Origin of the sequence: Halomicronema hongdechloris C2206 (assembly GCF_002075285.3) — a bacterium.
Taxonomy (GTDB): domain Bacteria; phylum Cyanobacteriota; class Cyanobacteriia; order Phormidesmidales; family Phormidesmidaceae; genus Halomicronema_B; species Halomicronema_B hongdechloris.
The window spans coordinates 5,127,425-5,144,369 of the sequence record NZ_CP021983.2; the positions used below are offsets into that span (position 1 = coordinate 5,127,425).

Consider the following 16,945-nt stretch of genomic DNA (forward strand, 5'->3'; position numbering starts at 1 on the left):
TCACCTTATCTCGCTAACCCATGCAAACTCTCGAGCCCAACCAGTTAGCTCAGCAGTCGTCTTTCTCGAAGGAAGATTGGCTGAGGGGCTATCGCTCCCAGCCCCAGGAATTTGCCTACTGGATCGATCAGGTTGAAGGACAAATTCCTCTGGAGCTGGAAGGCACTCTGTTTCGTAATGGCCCCGGCTTGTTGGATATCCATGGCTATCCGGTGCGCCATCCCTTCGATGGGGATGGTATGGTCAACAGTATTGCCTTCAGCCAAGGGCGAGCCTTCTATCGCAATCGCTTCGTGCGTACCGGGGGCTATGTGGCAGAGCAACAGGCGGGTAAACCTCTCTACCGCGGTGTCTTTGGCACTCAAAAGCCAGGTGGAGTCTTGGCCAATGCCTTGGACTTGCGGCTGAAGAATATTGCCAATACCCATGTGATCTACTGGGGCGATAAGTTGCTGGCCCTTTGGGAGGCTGCGGCTCCCCATCGCCTCGATCCTTATACTCTGGAGACCCTGGGCCTAGACCATTTAGATGGGACTTTGGCCGAGGGGGATGCCTTTGCCGCTCATCCCCGGTTTGATCCAGGGGATAGCAGCCAGGGACAACCGCCTCGATTGGTTAACTTCGCCATCAAGCCGGGCCTGTCGACGACTATTACCCTGTACGAGTTTGATTTACACGGTAACTTGGTGCAGCGGCAGGCTCACTCCGTGCCAGGTTTCGCCTTTATCCATGATTTCGCCATTACTCCCCACTATGCCCTGTTGTTCCAGGCCCCTGTGGCCTACAATCCATTGCCCTATCTCTTGGGGCTGAAGGGGGCGGCAGAGTGCATCACTTTTAAGCCGGAGGAGCCCACTAAGATTTGGGTGATTCCTCGCCATGGAGGAGCGGTGCAAACCCTGGAGACGGCTCCCTGTTTTGTGTTTCACCATGGCAATGCCTTTGAGCAAGAGGGGCAGATTGTGGTGGATTCGATCTGCTATCGCGATTTTCCTAGCCTGGAGCAGGAAGATTATCGCACGGTTGATTTTGAGGCGGTGCCGGAAGGGCAGCTGTGGCGCTTTACCCTGAATTTGGACCACAATATGGTCACTCGGGAGCCGCTGATTGAGCGCTGTTGTGAGTTTCCTTGTTTGCATCCGCAACGGCAGGGACGGCCCTATCGCTATCTCTATTTGGGGGCGGCCCATGCGCCTCGCGGCAATGCGCCGCTGCAGGCGCTGCTGAAGCAAGATCTGGTCAGTGGCGAGGAGCAGGTTTGGAGTGCAGCTCCCCAGGGGTTCTCGGGAGAACCGGTGTTTGTGCCTAAGCCCCAGGGCCAGGCTGAAGATGACGGTTGGTTGCTGTTGCTGCTTTATAATGCGGCCCGGCGCTGTTCTGACCTGGCGATTTTTGAGGCTGGGGATATTCAACAGGGCCCGTTGGCGCGGCTGTTGCTTGCCCATCATGTGCCCTATGGACTGCATGGCAGCTTTACGGAATGCTATTTCGGGCCGACTGAGGCGGGACGTTAGCGATCGCGAATGCTGCGGTAGCGATCGCGGCGAATACTTTTGATCACGGCGCGGATGGTTTGGGGCGGATCTCCTAGGGTGTTGAGTAGATGGGCCCCCAGTTCGAGGGCGGCTTCGAATTCAGGCTGCACCACTTCCCGGGCCCCCATCTGGGTGAGCAGATCGATCTCTTGGCTGGTGTGGGAGCGGGCGATGATATCTAGATGAGGGGCGCGGGCTAGGGCCTGCTGCAGCAACAGACGGGTGCTGGTGGGATCGGGCAGGGCAATGGCTAGGGCTTTGGCGGTTTCCAGGTGGGTTTTCTCGAGAATCTGTTCGGCATCGGCGTCGCCAAAGACGAAGGGAATGCCGTGCGATCGCAACCGCTGCACCGCCGCCTCGCTATTTTCGATCACCAATACTGGATAGCCCTGGCTCACCAAGATATTGACAATGACCTGCCCGACTCGGCCATAGCCAGCCACGATCACATGATCCTTAATCCCCTGCGGCACCGACAACAGAGCAGGGTCCTCCGTCCGTTTTAGATACCGCTGTATCCACGGCAGCCGGGCCAGGCGCTGACTCAGATTAGGCCCTTGTTGAATGCCGAATGGCGTCAGCACCAGAGTAACGGCAGTGGTGCCTAGCAGCAGGGCATAGCGCCGTTCATCGATCAGGTCCATGTCGTAGCCCACCAGGGACAGCACAAAGGAAAATTCTCCGATCTGATTCAGCCCCACTGCTGTTAATACCGCTGTCTTCAGCGAAAACTTAAACTGCAACACCACTGGCAAAATAATCATCGCTTTACCCACCATGACCAGGGTGACAAACCCCAAAATCGGCCCCAGATTCTGGAGGACCAGCTCCGGATTGATCAACATGCCGATGGAGGCAAAAAACAGAGAGGCAAAGGTATCTCGAATCGGCACCACCTTGCCTAGGGCGTGGTCGGCATAGTCGATTTCAGAAATCATCAGCCCGGCCACAAAGGCTCCCATTTCAATGGACAGCCCTAACCTGGAGGTGATCCAGGCGATGCTAAGACACAGGCCGACGATGGCCAAGAGAAACAGCTCGTTGCTCTCGGTGGCCGCCACCGCCTGGATCAGCCGCGGCACTACCCAGCGCCCCAAAGCTAGAGCCCCGATCAAAAACAGCGTGATCTTGAGCAGCGCCAGCCCTAGGGTTACCCCCAGGGGATTCTCCGGATCGAGGGCGGGCAAAACCGCCAACATCAAGCCCAGGGCCAGATCCTGAGCAATTAAAATGGCCAACATCACCTGACCATGAACAGTGTTGGTCTCCCCTCGTTCACTCAGGGTTTTCAAGACCACGGCGGTTGACGACAGGGACAGCACTAGCCCCAAGAAAATGCCCTGGGTCAACGTGGCAGCCCAGCCTACCGCCACGGTAATGCTGCTGACCAGGGCAATGGTCAGGCCAATTTGCCAGAGGCTGCCCTGGACCACAATTTTGCGCATTCGCTTTAACTCGGCCAGGGAAAATTCTACCCCCAGGGCAAACAGCAAAAAGGCGACCCCTAGTTCTGCTAGGGCCCGAATCTGCTCGGCGTCGCTGAGTAAGCCAAAGCCGAAAGGACCAATCAGCAAGCCTGTGGCTAGATAACCCAGCAAGATAGGTTGCTTTAAGCGGTTGGCGATATACCCTCCCACGGCCGAACAGCCCAGGGCCAGGGTTAGATCCAGAATGAAATTATTGTCGGCGGCCATGGCTGGAGTCAGCGACGGGGTAAAAACTTGGCAAGAGAGGAACTAGTCGGCTGGCTGGCGCCGAGGCGGTGGGAAGGTCTGCCCGCGACCAGGTTGTGGCAGGTAAGGAGGCGGAGGGTAACTATTTCAACTCTCCAAAGGTCTCAATTGTATCCAAAGATGTCAGGGTTGATGGCACCAGACGAGCCAATGTCGTGGCTCGACCCGCCATAAATAGGGTAAAGGCCAGCCAGAGCAGATGGGGACTGTCTAAGTGCTGAGCCAGGAGGGCTGAGGGTAAAAATCCTACGGCTGCCGCCAGGAGGCTGGAGTTCCTCAGGGCTTTGCCAGCGGTGAGCCCGAGGAAATAGCCATCCAGGAGATATGCGATCGCACCCAGGCCTAAACTCGGCAACAACCACCAGACATAGTGTCCCACCCGAGCCACCACATCGCCGTGACCGGTAAGCAGACCAAACAAGGGGATCGGCCAAAGGGAAAATCCCAGGGCGATGCCGATGCCGATGGCGACACTCAGGGTCCCCCCTAACCCCAGCAACCATCTCAAGTGCTGGCGCTCACCGCTGCCATGGAATTGCCCCGCTAAGCTCTCGGTGGCAAAGGCAATGCCATCGACGAAATAGGCCGTCAGGCTAATCACCTGCAGTAGCAGAGTATTGGCGGTCAGCACTGGCGTTCCCAGCCTGGCACTGAATTGGGTAAACAGGGCAAAACTGGCCACCAGGGCCAGGGTACGAATCAAAATATCCCGGTTCAACTGCAGTAAGCCCCGCAAGGCAGTATAGTCTCGCAACTGCGGCAGCAGCCGACTCAGGCGGCCCCAACCCCCGTCCCTCAATACCCAGTTCAGTCCCACCAGCAATACTGCATATTGACTCAGGGCCGTAGCCGCCCCCGCCCCGGCACTAGCCCAACCCCACTGGCGAATGAACAAGTAATCTAAGCCGATGTTGGCTCCATTGCCTAAGGCCGAAAGAAGTATCAGCCGCCGTCCCTGGCCCTGCCCCAGAAACCAGCCCAGCAGCACCAGATTGAGTAGTACCGCCGGCGCTCCCCAAATGCGGGTGTTATAAAAGGCCGCTCCCGCTACCTGCACCGCTGCTTCAGCTGGGAGTAGGGCAAAGCCGACGGTGCGAATCGGCCCCTGCAGTAGCAGGATTAGTAAGCCCAAGCCTAAGGCCAGGCTGCCATTGCGCAAGGCCACCCGCCAAACCTCGTCGTCCTCACCACGCCCTCGGGCCTGGGCCGTTAGCCCCGTGGTGCCCATGCGTAGAAAGCCCAGGCTGTGATACAGCACATTGAAAATTACCGTGGCCAACGCCACCCCGGCCAGATGCCGAATGTCGTTCAGATGTCCTAAAAACGCGGTGTCAATCAACCCCGCCAGCGGCACCATCAGGTTCGAGAGAATATTGGCGGCCGCCAGGCGCAAGAAGTGGGCGGTGAACTTGGGCAAGGGCAAGGCAATCACAATAGGGCTTATATTTAGCCTAAAAACGCCGAAAAACTAGGATGTATTTGACCGATCGGGTGATCCGTAAATCCCTAGCCCTGGTGGAGGAAACCCTATGAGCCTCCTGCATCCTTGGAAACGATGTTAAAAAAAGCCGTCCTGCTCAATCTCCTCAATGGTTTGCAAGCCGCGGGTGTCCCCCAGCTTTAATAGAGCCGCGCGGGCGTCTTCCCGCACTCCCAAATCGTCTTCCTCGGCGAAGGTCTCGATCAGGGCATCGATGGCGGTGGCATAGACCACATTGGCGGGTAATTCGCGACAGAGTTGGCCAACGGCCCAGGCACAGTTACTGCGCACCGCTGCGATCGCATCCCGTCGCAGGGCTTCAATCAGCGGTGGCATTGCCGCTACCGAGGCGTCATAGCTGACATATATCATCTGAGCCAGAGCACTGGCGGCCCAGAGCCGCACTGCCGAAATATCGGTGCGCAGGGCTTCAATCAAGGGCACCAGGGTACGACCATCACGGCAATTGCCCAGGGCCCAGACAATCCCCTTGCGCACATAACCATTCCAATCCTGGTGCAGCTGCTGAATCAACGGCTCCACGGCGGTTGAGTCGGGGTTGCGACCCAGACCATAGGAAGCGCTGACTCGAATCAGAGGGCATAGATCTTGCAGCAATCCAATCAAGGCCGGAACAGCTCGGGAATCTTGTAGGTCACAGAAGGCTCGGGCTGCCAGCATCCGTTGCTGGGTATCTGACGAGGCCAACAACGGCAACATCACCTCAGGATTAAGCTGGGGACCGCTAGCCGGGCCATCTAACGGTTCCAGTTGATCTAAGGGATCGACGAAGTCCAGATCCGCCTCGTCATCGTCGAGGGCATCTGTCTCTGAGTCCTGCTCGAGATCAAGCGTCGTTAGGTCGTCGTCGTCGTACATAAATCCACTTTAGTGCACCAGAGGCCACTGGCCCCCTAACCAGCTACTCTCCCAGAGTACTGGGTCAAATGCACCGCCAACCAGGGAAGAGCAGCTAGTATACCAAGGCAGAAGTAGGAAGGCAGAAAGGCAGAAAGGGAAATCCTGATAAATGCAGCCTTTCCACACTAGTCAACAGAGGCATAATTTCTGCCACAGAGTGCTAGTTAGCCCTGGTTATAGCGCGGCGAATACCTCGCGAGCTGCGGCCAGGGTAGCCTGGATATCATCGTCGGTGTGGGCCAGAGACGTGAATCCTGCCTCAAATTGTGAGGGGGCTAAATAAATACCCCGCTCCAACATGCCCCGATGAAAGCGGCTGAATTTTTCCAGATCAGACTGCTTGGCATCTTCGTAACGATGGACCGGTCCCGCCTGGAAGAACATGCCAAACATGGCGCTGATATGGCCGCCAAAGGTAGCATGGCCACTCTCTTTAGCGGCCTGCAGCATCCCCTCGATCAGGGTTTTAGTGGTGCGCTGCAGCTGCTCATAGGTACCCGGTCGCTTCAGCAGCTCCAGGGTCTTAATCCCGGCGGTCATGGCTAGGGGATTGCCGGAAAGGGTGCCCGCCTGGTACATGGGGCCAGCAGGGGCCACCATTTCCATGATGTCTCGCCGACCGCCATAGGCGCCCACCGGTAGGCCACCGCCAATGATTTTGCCCAGGGTAGTGAGATCAGGGATCACGTTGAACTTCGCTTGAGCCCCACCGTAGGCAATGCGGAAGCCCGTCATCACTTCGTCGAAGACCAGGAGAGCACCGTGTTCCCGAGTGATCTCCCGCAGCCCTTCCAGGAAGCCAGCATCAGGAATAATAAATCCGGAGTTGCCGACGACCGGTTCCAAAATCACCCCAGCGATGTCATCGGGATGCTCTGCGAAGAGGGCCTTGACTGCCTCTAGATCGTTGTAGGGAGCAGCCAGGGTGCTACTGGTGGTGGCTTTCGGCACCCCGGGAGAATCGGGCAAGCCCAGGGTGGCCACCCCAGAGCCTGCCTGCACCAAGAACATGTCGCCATGGCCGTGGTAGCAGCCTGAGAACTTGATCACCTTGTCTCGCTTAGTGTAGGCCCGCATCAGCCGTAGTACCGACATACAGGCTTCGGTGCCAGAGTTGACGAAGCGCACCATCTCGATGCTGGGAACGGCCTCAATCACCATCTCTGCCAGCACATTTTCTTCCTTGCAGGGTGCCCCAAAGCTGGTGCCCTTCTGCAGAGCCTCTGATAGAGCCTGCAGCACTTCCGGATGGGCATGGCCGCAGATGGCAGGTCCCCAGGTGCCCACATAGTCGATGTAGCGATTGCCATCCACATCCCAGATATAGGCGCCGTTGACCCGGTCAAAGACAATGGGCTGGCCCCCGACAGACTTAAAGGCCCGTACCGGGGAACTAACGCCGCCTGGCATCAGAGTTTGGGCAGCGGCAAAAATCTCTTGTGATTTGGTTGTATTCAACGATGTGGTGCTAACCAAAATGAGTCTCCTCGAGTCCTGGCGTTAAGACAGCAGTCATGGGGTTGCGTTAGCCGCCATCAGGCGAGCTCAGACCTGTTTAGACCGCATTCACTATCCTATCGGTTGGGTTGAAACTGCTTAAGGGATATTAAGGAATGTAGCGGAGGGGATAGGGGGAAAACGGAGGACGGAGGGCGGAGAACGGAAAGGGGGAGATGGGGAGTGAATGGGTAGGCGAGTGGGTGAGTAGCGGGTAACGTCATGCCGCACGGTGATATCTGCCGTAAAGTCTGTCATACTCGGCCTGTGAACCAATCCAAAACCAAATCACTGTATCTCCGTCTATTTGACCTACTGCACGATAGCTCTTACTCACGCGGGCAGAGTAAATGGGGAGTTCCGGATGCACCTTCTTGCAACGTAGGCTTGGATAGCTTGGGTCTGCTTGAAACTGCCGATAGGCTGCACGAGCTTGCTGCTGAACCGGTTGAGGCAAATTAGCAAACAGTCTGCAGAACTCAGCAGTAGTGCATGACTTCACAACGTGTCTGGATCAAGTTCTTGGGTTTCTCCAGAATGGTATTCAGCCATTGCCGAAGCTGCGAGTTTCGCAAGGAGATCTGGAGAACTGGAGAATGCTTCATCCCACTGCCGTTCATCCTCCATTTCTTCCAAAATGATCGACGCGATCGCATGCTGCTCACTTTCAGGCAGGTTTCGCAACCTAGCGATCGCACGCTCAAGCAACTCAGTCATCGCTACCTCGCTCAAAGTATCAGAGCACACTCTGCTTATTATCGCTGCTTTCAGGCAGATTAAACATTGTCTGAACACGAGTCTGAAATGCTGCTAAACTCCCTTTATCCTGCCAGCGCTGCTAGAAAGTCGGCATCGGTTCTAAAAACATCACGTCCCCACCCTGATAATTCTTTATAGCCTATGCAGAATCCGGGGGATCATTGCAATCAATAACTCCAAGGACTTCAACAATTCGATAGATATTGAAATCACCTTGCCACTTTTCCCGCTCTGACTTGTAATCTGGTACCTCTACAAAGAATTGAGCTGCATAACGTTCCTGGTCAGCTGTTGCCGAAAAACTAATGATCCAGAAGCCGCTTCAATCAATCCGCTGCACCAAGATTGTTAGCCCTTAGCGCACATTTTACTTCTCAATACGTTTAAGCTCTTCACGAACAACTTTTCGTAGGGTTTCTTCTAAAGATTCGCGACTGGCCTGAATATGCTGACGCAAGGCTTCATTAATTAAAGTTTGGTAGTTGCCACCACCGGCAATATGAACTTGCTCACGAAACCACGCCAAGACTTCATCATCTAGCCGGATAGTGATGCGGGTTTTACCTGATGGTGTTGGATCAATTGCGCCTCGCTTTCCTTGACTGAAATCATATTCCGCTGCCATGACTAACCCTCCTGATATTGTCGGCGTTCTTGTCGAGTTGCTTTGCGAGCAGAGATGACTCGAATCTCGTCTCCGCGTAACGTGTAGACAACCACCAAAACTCTGCCAAATGCATCGAGACCAATAGTGACAAACCGCTCTTCGTCAAATCGCTCATCTGGAATGGTAATCGCCAGGTCATCTGAGAAAACTGGTACTGCATCAGCGAAGTCAACACTATGCTTACGCAGGTTAGCGGCTGCTTTATCCCTGTTCCATTGATAGACCATCTCAATTATAGTATGCACGTCTGTACATATTGCCAGGCGCAAACTCTAATTCTGGTTACTCTCCAGGTGACGACAAATTGCTGCCCTACAGGCAACCTTGCGACCGACTTGGTTTAAGCACTGACAGGTAAGATTTATGCACCGCCCCGACCGAAGATTTGAGGGCTAACGTTCCGGCTGAGCAGCTGCTAGTAACCTCTGCAACATGACCAAAATCTCTCATCAGTCCGCTCCAACCGGGTTGTTAGACCATGCCCGACTGATCGCTTCCAACTAGCAATCCTGTCTTTATGCCTACTCAATCTGCTTGGGACGGACTTCAAATTCAGAACGCGCACGGAAAAAGCAAACATCAAACTCAAAGAATAAATTAGCTTGCCTCAAAATTAAAGGCACATTGGGTGCTTACGTCCAAGCAAATGCGAGATCAACAGTGGAAAAAGAACTGACTTGTACAGCAACAACCACTGCACGAGCTTCAAATCGAGGTATCAAGCTTCCCAAGGCGGATTGGGAGGCGGCCCCTCTGAGCATCCAAGCCTTAGTGCTGGTGTTGAATGAGTAGGGGTCCCGGAAAAGCGAAATTTCCTCGGGCGAGCCTTTGACTGGTGCAATTAGTGCGATCTTATCGTGATCCACCGCCACTGAGCGACAAGCCCTGCCATGGAGCTCAGCGGTAAAAGCTGGCCTTACTCATTAGCAGAGCAGGGCGATTGGGTGACGGTCTGATAGCGTAGACATTACGATTTAGATTGCCCGTCCTTCTAGCAAACCCATGGCTGCCCCTGTCTCTCCCTCCTTGCAAACTGCTGTGCCCTTAGACCAGATCCGCTACAACGACCAGGGCTTGGTGCCTGCAATCGTGCAGGACTATCTGGACGGCACGGTACTGATGCTGGCCTGGATGAATCGAGAGTCGTTGCAGCGCACCCTGGAGACTGGCGAAACCTGGTTTTGGAGCCGCTCTCGCCAAGAGTTTTGGCATAAGGGGGCGACCTCGGGCCATCGGCAGCGGCTGCAGGCGATGCGCTACGACTGTGATAGTGATGCCCTGTTGGTGACGGTGGAGCAACTGGGCGATATTGCCTGCCATACGGGAGAGCGTAGTTGCTTTCACCAAGTTGACGACCATAAGCAGGCCCCGCCGGCGGATACCTTGTCCCAGGTGTTTGGGGTGATTTGCGATCGCAAAGCCCAGCCCACCCCTGACTCCTACACCTGTAAGCTATTGGCTAAGGGCGACAACGGCATCCTCAAGAAAATCGGTGAAGAAGCGGCCGAAGTGGTCATGGCCTGTAAAGACGACGACCCCGAGGCCATTGCCGGTGAGGTAGCCGACCTCTTTTACCATACCCTGGTAGCCTTGGCCCACCACGATGTCGACCTGAAGGCGGTCTACCGGCGGCTACAAGAACGACGTCGCTAGGCTACATCCGCTCCAGCACCTGAATCCCCAACAAATTCAGCCCTAACTTCAGGGTCCTGGCGGTGAGATCACAGAGAATCAGACGGGAGGTGCGTTGAGGATCCGCTGTCTGCAGCACCGAGCAGCGATCATAGAACTGGTTGAACTTCTGGCTCAGCTCAAACAAATACTGGCAGAGACGGTTAGGGAATAGATCCGTAGCCACCTCCTGCAGCACCTCATCCAGCTGCAGAATGTGCTTAGCCAGGGTGAACTCACTCTCATCCTCCAGGCAGATGGGGGCCTGAGCCGACAGGTGTTCAAAGTCGATGCCGCCCTTACGGCTAATCCCCTGCACCCGCACATAGGCATAGAGCAGATAGGGAGCGGTGTTGCCCTGCAGGGCCAACATCTTATCGAAGCTGAAAATGTAATTGCTGGTACGATTCTGGCTCAGATCGGCATACTTGACCGCACCGATGCCCACGGCCTCAGCCACGGCCTGGATGAACTCCTCAGATTCCTGGCGTCCCTCCTCGGCAATGCGAGCCTCTAGATCGACCCGGGCCCGACTCACCGCTTCATCCAGCAGATCCTGCAGTCGTACCGTGTCGCCGGAGCGGGTCTTGAACTTCTTGCCATCTTCCCCCTGTACCACGCCAAAGGGCACATGGACCAATTCCACTTCTGGGGGCACCCAGCCAGCCTTGCGGGCCACTTGGAATACCTGGGCAAAGTGATTGCTCTGGCCGGCATCGACCACGTAGATGATGCGGTCGGCGCCGTCTTGATGAATGCGGTAGCGGATCGCCGCTAAGTCGGTGGTGGCGTAGTTATAGCCACCGTCAGACTTACGTACGATCAGGGGCAGCGGTTCTCCGGCTTTATTGGTGAAGCCCTCGGCAAAGACCACCAGGGCTCCCTGGTTCTCTTCCAGTAGGCCCTGGGCCTCTAAGTCCTGAACGACTTCAGGTAGCAGGGGGTTGTAGAATGACTCCCCCCGTTCTTCGATGCGAATATCTAGGCGATCGTAGATTGTTTGAAAGGCTTGGCGGGATTGCTCACACAGCGCCTGCCAGGCCTGACGAGCCTGCTCATCTCCCGCTTGCAGCGCCACTACGGCCTGGCGCGATTGGGCTTTGAAGTGGTCATCGGCATCGAAGCGGGCCTTGGCCTGCCTATAGAAGGCCACCAGATCGCCAATGTCTACAGACTTGGAGTCGGCAATGGCCTGGGGGCAGACCTCCTGCAGATGGGTGATCAACATGCCGAACTGGGTGCCCCAATCGCCGACGTGATTGAGTCGTCGCACCTCGTGCCCCATGAACTCCAATACTCGGGCGATGGAATCACCAATGATGGTGGAGCGTAGATGGCCCACGTGCATTTCTTTGGCGATGTTGGGACTGGAGAAGTCCACCACGGCCGTCTGGGGCTGTTTCACTGGGGCAATGCCGAGGCGCTTGTCAGCTTGCAAGCCCTGCAGCTGGCGTTCTAGGTAATCAGGGTTGAGCCGCAGGTTGATGAAGCCGGGGCCAGCAATCTCGGGGGGCTGGCACAGATCACTGACGTCCAGGTGCTGCACAATCTGAGTTGCGATCGCACGGGGATTCTGCTTCAGGGGTTTCGCCAGGGCCATGGCCCCATTAGCTTGATAGTCACCGAATTTAGGATTACTGGCCGGCACCAGCATCGGATCAGCCGTAGCCAAGTCAGCCCCAAAGGCCGCCACCATGGCCTGCTGCAACCGCGACTGTAGGAGGGAACGTGTCGATTTCATGCTGTGTGTGCCATCAACGCCAAAGATCAATACGAGACCATCCACCCATGGACCAGTTGCCTGCTGCAGGTGCCCCAGGCAACCCCTATCTCATCCTACGGCAATCCCTTCGTGGCCTCTATCCCCCGTGCCAGCCTAGTCTTCAGATAGACGAGCTATCCTCCGCCATCTATTATTCTGACGGCATAATGACAAGGGAAGCGTAAAGAACCGGAGGAGCGCGCCATGGCCAATGCCAGCAACGTCTTAGGGGGCAACCTCGAGGTGTGTGGCACCGATCCGATCACCGGCTTCTATCGAGATGGCTGCTGCAATACTGGTGCTGGTGACTTCGGAGCCCATGTGGTGTGTGCCCAAGTCAGCGAGGAGTTTCTAGCGTTGACCAAAGTCCAGGGCAACGATCTCGGCACCCCCCTACCTGGATTCAACTTTCCTGGCCTCAAGCCTGGCGATCGCTGGTGTCTCTGTGCGGCTCGCTGGCAGGAAGCCTTAGAGACAGGAGTGGCACCTCCAGTCATCCTAGAAGCCACCCACGCCTCGGCCCTGGAGCATGTCTCCTTAGATGATCTCAAAGCTTATGCCCTCGATCTTCAGTGAGTGGAAGAGGGTAGATGGGGAGATGAGAAGGATGGCGAGTGAGAGAGGGGTCGAGTAGGGGATAGGGCCCATCGGGGGACCGATTTACCTGTCCGCAGGAATCTGCTTGGGTCTCGATAGGCCATGCCGCTTGGGGTGAGTGCAGTCGAATCGCTTATGGTGTTCGCAAAGCGGCTCCGCAGGAGCAACGGAGTCGAACTACCCTGGACCCCGCGGAAGGACTTGTCGATTGGTCGTGATAGATCGCGTTGCATCTGTGGAGTCGCGAGGGGCACTTTGACCTGACGAGTAAACCAAAGCTGAGACAGATGTGGGCGGGAAAGGGAGTTTTGATGGTTGACTTGTTAAGGGCTGAATTCAATCCTTACCGAGAGAACTCAACACTCAACACTTAACACTCTTCACTCAACCCCAACACCCCACCCTTCGACTTCGTTACTCCTTAACCCCTCCGGGGTCGCTTCGCGAGCGGAGTCGCTGAGTGCAAAGCACTCGCTTCGCGTTTCATGTCGCTTGCGAAACCCGAACAGGGCAAGTCACCCCTAACCCCTGCGGGCAGGCTGCGCCAACACCCCATCACTCCCCTACTCCCTGCAGCGTCATACTGATATCCAGCCAAGGAGCCTGAGTAATGGGGGCACTGGTAGAGACATAATCCACCCCGGTGGCAGCCACAGCCCGAATCGTCTCTAGGGTGATGTTGCCGGAGGCTTCAATTAGCGGCGGAGCCGGCTGCTGACGAATTCGTCGCACTGCCTCAGCCATTCTGTCTAAGGGCATATTATCCAGCATGATAATGTCCACCCCCCAGGCCAGGGCCTCTTCCACTTGGTCTAAGGTCTCCGTTTCCACTTCAATGGAAATGGGGTGGGGGATGCCATGGTCACCGACTCTTCCTGAAGGGCCATCGCCTCGGGCTCCCTGTCTCAATCTCTGCATCACTGCCCCAATGCCGCCAGCCGCAGCAATATGATTATCTTTAAGCATCACTGCATCATCTAAGCCCAGGCGATGATTCACCGCCCCCCCCATGCGAGTGGCATATTTTTCCAACAACCGCAATCCAGGCGTTGTCTTGCGAGTATCCACCAGCTGCGTCGGTAGATCCGCAATCTGGTCCGCATAGCGTCGGGTTAGGGTGGCGACACCACTCAGCCGCATGACCAGATTTAAAGCCACCCGTTCCCCCATCAAGAGAGCCGCCAAAGGACCCTGAAGACAAGCAATGGTAGTTCCGGCTGCCCAGAACTCCCCCTCAGACACCTGAGGCATGAAAGATACCTCAGCATCCAACACTTCAAAAACCCGAGCCGCCACTGGCAACCCAACCACTACGCCCGCTTGCTTAATCTGCCAGACGCCCTGCCTAACCTCGTCTCGAACCGGCGCCAGAGCTTGGGTAGATAAGTCACCCCGGCCGATATCTTCTCGTAGCCAGATCTGTAGCAGAGGATCCAAAATAAATTGAGGTGGCAGCATGGCAGATGGCAAATGCCCTCGATAAATTAGCTAACAAAATAAATTGTGCTATGCTGCGTACCAGTGTTGATCAATCAACGCTTGTCTCCTTGAGATAGACCGTCCAGGGAATAAGGAGGTGATGCCCATGCAAGACAGTAGTAAACGCATGGGTCTCCAGGTTGATGTAATCCGGCTGTGGGCCGGGGCTGTTCTTTAGACGATCAGTTCCGCCTCTTAGAGGCATTAGAACTGGCTCGCTAGGGTTCCTCCCGGCAGTCAGGTTCAACCTGTAGATCCGCTAGACCGCTCCCATCTCTAGAAGGGCTTTCCTTCCCCAGATGGGAGCGGATAGTTTTTTTAAACTAAAGGCGATGACATTTAGTGAGGTATCTTCATGGCCGCCGTACTTAGCGACACCGATATCAAGAGCAACCTGAGCCAGCTTTCCGATTGGCAGCAGCAGGGAAACACCATCCAAACGGTCAAGACCTTTAAGGATTTTGTCGAAGCCATCAACTTCGTCAACAAGCTGGTGGAGCCGGCTGAAGCCGCTGGGCACCATCCCGATATCGCCATCTCCTATAACAAGGTCACCATCAACCTCACCAGCCACGATGCCGGTGGCATCACCGAGCAAGACTTCGCCATGGCAAAAACCCTGGATCAGATTAGCTAGCTGCTTCGGAAAAGCAGACACGATCGAGATCTCTTGTCATGTCAACGATTCCTCCTGATACTCAGGAGGTTTTTTTAGGCTATTCTTGCTCAATCCAGCCCATCGCTGACACGACAACCCTTCCAGGCGACAACTTGCTGTGAGCAAGGCGATATCAGCAGATTTACATTTGAGAAGAGGTTAAAAGAAAAGGTTCTCAATTTAACTTCTAGCCGTTGTCCTTCATAAGGATGGCTTATGCCTTCTAATGCCTTTCCTGCGTGCTGTTTAGGGATTGATGGTTTCTATGCTTAATGGCATGATTCTGCTATGGATATCCTTTAAATGATTTTGTTCTTAATAAGGTGTGAGGAAAATAAGACATGTCTAAACTGCTGTGGAAATCACTGCTGGCAGCGCCTGCTGCCCTCGGTGCAGTGCTCGCTATCTCTGGTACCTCTGTAGCCGCTGAGTCTGTTGAGCCTAGCTTCAACGAACTGAGTGCTGCCGAGCCCGCACAGCTGGCTCAGGTGACCAGCGTCGATGAACTGTCCGATGTGTTGCCGTCTGACTGGGCCTACACGGCGCTGCAAAACCTGGTAGAGACCTACGGCTGTATCGAAGGCTATCCCAACCGCACTTTCCGCGGTGACCGGGCCCTGACTCGCTACGAATTTGCCGCTGGTCTGAATGCCTGCTTAGACGTTATCTCCAATTTGATCGTCGGTGGTGGTGTCGGTGAGAGTGACCTGGCCACCATCCGTCGTCTGCAAGAAGAGTTCCAGGCTGAACTGGCTACCCTGCGGGGTCGAGTCGATGCCCTGGAAGCCGACGTGGCTGAACTGGAAGCGAACCAGTTCTCCACCACAACCAAACTGCGTGGCCAAGTGGACTCCCACATCGTCGCTCCCTTCGATGAGCTAGAGGGCGTTGAAGATTCCACTACCTTCACCAACCGGGTGCAGATGAACTTCGATACCAGCTTCACCGGTGAAGATCGTCTACGGGTGCGTTTGCAGGCTAGTGGTGGTGCTGATCCATTAGTTGCTGGTGCTGGCTTAGCTAATGCTGATGATGCTATTGGTGAGGAGTACAACGTTATTGTCGAGGACTTCTACTATCTGTTCCCGGTTGGGGATCGCCTAGATATCATCATCGCGGCCAACAACATCGTCACCGATGACTACGTGGTCAGCACCATCGTGCCCTTCGACGGTCCCAGCGTGGCTGACCCCGGTGGTCCTGTATTCTATGACTTTGATATGGGGGGTAGTGCTGGTGCTGGCTTCAGCTTTGCCCTCACCAACAACATTGCCATTGATGCCGGCTATTCCTTTGACGAAGCCGAGGGTGCTGATCCCCTAATTGGTATCTCAGCCGCTTCCGAGCAAAGCTACATCGGTCAGGTCACCTTCATCAGCGATGGCATCCTTGATCTGGCTGGTACCTTCATCCGCGGCGATAGTGGCGATGGTGCCTTTACTAATACCTTTGCTGGTCTAGCCAACCTCGACTTCGGTCGTTTCATGGTTAGTGGCTACTATGCCTACCATGACCTGGATGGCACGCCCGCCGTTGGCGACGATGATTTCACTACCTCCTGGATGGCCGGGATTGCCATTCCCGATCTGTTCATCGAAGGGGCTCAGCTGGGTGCTTATTACGCCGGCTTGCCCGAGTACACCTCTGGTGAGAACCCCTATATGATTGAGGGCTATTACTCGATTCCCGTGAATCAGTTCCTCACCATTACTCCGGCGCTGATTTATGGTGATATCGACTCTGGTGCAGCCGATGAAGAGGCCTTCTACGGTGCTATCCGAGCTACCTTCGAGTTCTAGAGCGTCGTATTGCGAAGGGACGCCCTCACGAGAGGGTGTCCTCCCATGAGCCCTCGACCCAGGGATAATGCTTGCCAAGTCAGTGCAAGACTCACGTCCCCCGTTGAATAATTTGCCCTATCTAGAGTTAAGCGAAGGTTATGTGTTGCGACTAGCCCCTAGCCCCAAGTCAGGATTTCCTCACACGGCCTCGTTTCAGGGCATTTTTTGTCTAAAAACTCTAGCCGCCCTCTGGTGGATCTGCTAGCATCTTGATGAGCAGATTAAGAGGAGGGTAAACTGGTCTGCCTGTGACTCGCTAGCCTCCTCGCTTAGCTCAAGGAGTGATTAGTTTGATGTCAGCTCCCGATAAGGGGTGCTGGCCTGTTTTTTTCCAAGGTGTGAGGA

The 16,945-nt window shown here is 55.4% G+C and carries 15 protein-coding genes; 5 read left to right on the top strand and 10 right to left on the bottom strand.

The window, feature by feature from the left end:
- The first annotated feature begins 20 nt into the window (after nt 1-20).
- Nucleotides 21-1,514 carry a carotenoid oxygenase family protein gene (locus XM38_RS23405; RefSeq protein WP_080811733.1) on the top strand — a complete coding sequence of 498 codons (1,494 nt, stop codon included), beginning with the start codon at nt 21-23 and terminating at the stop codon, nt 1,512-1,514.
- On the opposite strand, the gene XM38_RS23410 is transcribed toward XM38_RS23405, so the two are convergent.
- The 8 genes from XM38_RS23410 to XM38_RS23445 form a co-directional block, all read right to left on the bottom strand.
- Nucleotides 1,511-3,229, bottom strand: coding sequence for a cation:proton antiporter (locus tag XM38_RS23410; RefSeq protein WP_088431211.1), 1,719 nt, complete (start codon nt 3,227-3,229; stop codon nt 1,511-1,513). The genes XM38_RS23405 and XM38_RS23410 overlap by 4 nt on opposite strands.
- A 121-nt stretch (nt 3,230-3,350) precedes the next feature.
- Nucleotides 3,351-4,700 carry an MATE family efflux transporter gene (locus XM38_RS23415; RefSeq protein WP_225889394.1) on the bottom strand — a complete coding sequence of 450 codons (1,350 nt, stop codon included), beginning with the start codon at nt 4,698-4,700 and terminating at the stop codon, nt 3,351-3,353.
- Between the two features lie 126 nt (nt 4,701-4,826).
- Nucleotides 4,827-5,627, bottom strand: a complete 801-nt coding sequence (locus tag XM38_RS23420) for a HEAT repeat domain-containing protein (RefSeq protein WP_080811739.1) — start codon at nt 5,625-5,627, stop codon at nt 4,827-4,829.
- A gap of 216 nt (nt 5,628-5,843) precedes the next feature.
- On the bottom strand, nt 5,844-7,145 hold the full coding sequence (gene hemL / locus XM38_RS23425; protein ID WP_088431213.1) for a glutamate-1-semialdehyde 2,1-aminomutase: 1,302 nt from the start codon (nt 7,143-7,145) through the stop codon (nt 5,844-5,846).
- 241 nt (nt 7,146-7,386) lie between these two features.
- Nucleotides 7,387-7,668: a ParE family toxin-like protein gene (locus XM38_RS29285; RefSeq protein WP_088431215.1), complete on the bottom strand. Its 282-nt coding sequence runs from the start codon at nt 7,666-7,668 to the stop codon at nt 7,387-7,389.
- Entirely contained in the window at nt 7,665-7,883 is a 219-nt protein-coding gene (locus tag XM38_RS23435; protein ID WP_088431217.1) for a hypothetical protein, read from the bottom strand. Before XM38_RS23435 ends, XM38_RS29285 begins: the two co-directional genes overlap by 4 nt.
- Nucleotides 7,884-8,292: 409 nt before the next feature.
- Nucleotides 8,293-8,550, bottom strand: coding sequence for a BrnA antitoxin family protein (locus XM38_RS23440; RefSeq protein ID WP_080811744.1), 258 nt, complete (start codon nt 8,548-8,550; stop codon nt 8,293-8,295).
- Between the two features lie 2 nt (nt 8,551-8,552).
- On the bottom strand, nt 8,553-8,819 hold the full coding sequence (locus XM38_RS23445; RefSeq protein ID WP_080811746.1) for a BrnT family toxin: 267 nt from the start codon (nt 8,817-8,819) through the stop codon (nt 8,553-8,555).
- 775 nt (nt 8,820-9,594) lie between these two features.
- Here XM38_RS23445 and hisIE point away from each other — a divergent pair.
- A complete protein-coding gene (hisIE, locus tag XM38_RS23455; RefSeq protein WP_080811748.1) occupies nt 9,595-10,245 on the top strand; it encodes a bifunctional phosphoribosyl-AMP cyclohydrolase/phosphoribosyl-ATP diphosphatase HisIE in 651 nt (216 codons plus the stop codon).
- Nucleotide 10,246: 1 nt separating this feature from the next.
- Here the strand turns inward: hisIE and argS are convergent, their stop codons facing one another.
- Nucleotides 10,247-12,004, bottom strand: coding sequence for an arginine--tRNA ligase (gene argS, locus XM38_RS23460; RefSeq protein WP_080811750.1), 1,758 nt, complete (start codon nt 12,002-12,004; stop codon nt 10,247-10,249).
- 225 nt (nt 12,005-12,229) lie between these two features.
- On the opposite strand from argS, the gene XM38_RS23465 reads away from it, so the two are divergent.
- On the top strand, nt 12,230-12,601 hold the full coding sequence (locus XM38_RS23465) for a DUF2237 family protein (protein ID WP_080811753.1): 372 nt from the start codon (nt 12,230-12,232) through the stop codon (nt 12,599-12,601).
- A gap of 576 nt (nt 12,602-13,177) precedes the next feature.
- On the opposite strand, the gene nadC is transcribed toward XM38_RS23465, so the two are convergent.
- Nucleotides 13,178-14,080, bottom strand: coding sequence for a carboxylating nicotinate-nucleotide diphosphorylase (gene nadC / locus XM38_RS23470; protein WP_088431219.1), 903 nt, complete (start codon nt 14,078-14,080; stop codon nt 13,178-13,180).
- A gap of 376 nt (nt 14,081-14,456) precedes the next feature.
- Between nadC and XM38_RS23475 the strand changes: the two genes are divergently transcribed.
- Both XM38_RS23475 and XM38_RS23480 read left to right on the top strand, forming a co-directional pair.
- Entirely contained in the window at nt 14,457-14,738 is a 282-nt protein-coding gene (locus XM38_RS23475) for a 4a-hydroxytetrahydrobiopterin dehydratase (RefSeq protein ID WP_080811756.1), read from the top strand.
- 362 nt (nt 14,739-15,100) lie between these two features.
- Nucleotides 15,101-16,558, top strand: a complete 1,458-nt coding sequence (locus XM38_RS23480) for an iron uptake porin (protein ID WP_088431221.1) — start codon at nt 15,101-15,103, stop codon at nt 16,556-16,558.
- The last annotated feature ends 387 nt before the right edge of the window (nt 16,559-16,945 follow it).

Coding starts and splice junctions, on each gene's coding strand:
- XM38_RS23405 (WP_080811733.1), top strand. CDS start 21: ATGCAAACTCTCGAGCCCAACCAGTTAGCTCAGCAGTCGTCTTTCTCG.
- XM38_RS23410 (WP_088431211.1), bottom strand. CDS start 3,229: ATGGCCGCCGACAATAATTTCATTCTGGATCTAACCCTGGCCCTGGGC.
- XM38_RS23420 (WP_080811739.1), bottom strand. CDS start 5,627: ATGTACGACGACGACGACCTAACGACGCTTGATCTCGAGCAGGACTCA.
- XM38_RS23435 (WP_088431217.1), bottom strand. CDS start 7,883: ATGACTGAGTTGCTTGAGCGTGCGATCGCTAGGTTGCGAAACCTGCCT.
- XM38_RS23440 (WP_080811744.1), bottom strand. CDS start 8,550: ATGGCAGCGGAATATGATTTCAGTCAAGGAAAGCGAGGCGCAATTGAT.
- XM38_RS23445 (WP_080811746.1), bottom strand. CDS start 8,819: ATGGTCTATCAATGGAACAGGGATAAAGCAGCCGCTAACCTGCGTAAG.
- hisIE (WP_080811748.1), top strand. CDS start 9,595: ATGGCTGCCCCTGTCTCTCCCTCCTTGCAAACTGCTGTGCCCTTAGAC.
- argS (WP_080811750.1), bottom strand. CDS start 12,004: ATGAAATCGACACGTTCCCTCCTACAGTCGCGGTTGCAGCAGGCCATG.
- XM38_RS23465 (WP_080811753.1), top strand. CDS start 12,230: ATGGCCAATGCCAGCAACGTCTTAGGGGGCAACCTCGAGGTGTGTGGC.
- nadC (WP_088431219.1), bottom strand. CDS start 14,080: ATGCTGCCACCTCAATTTATTTTGGATCCTCTGCTACAGATCTGGCTA.
- XM38_RS23475 (WP_080811756.1), top strand. CDS start 14,457: ATGGCCGCCGTACTTAGCGACACCGATATCAAGAGCAACCTGAGCCAG.
- XM38_RS23480 (WP_088431221.1), top strand. CDS start 15,101: ATGTCTAAACTGCTGTGGAAATCACTGCTGGCAGCGCCTGCTGCCCTC.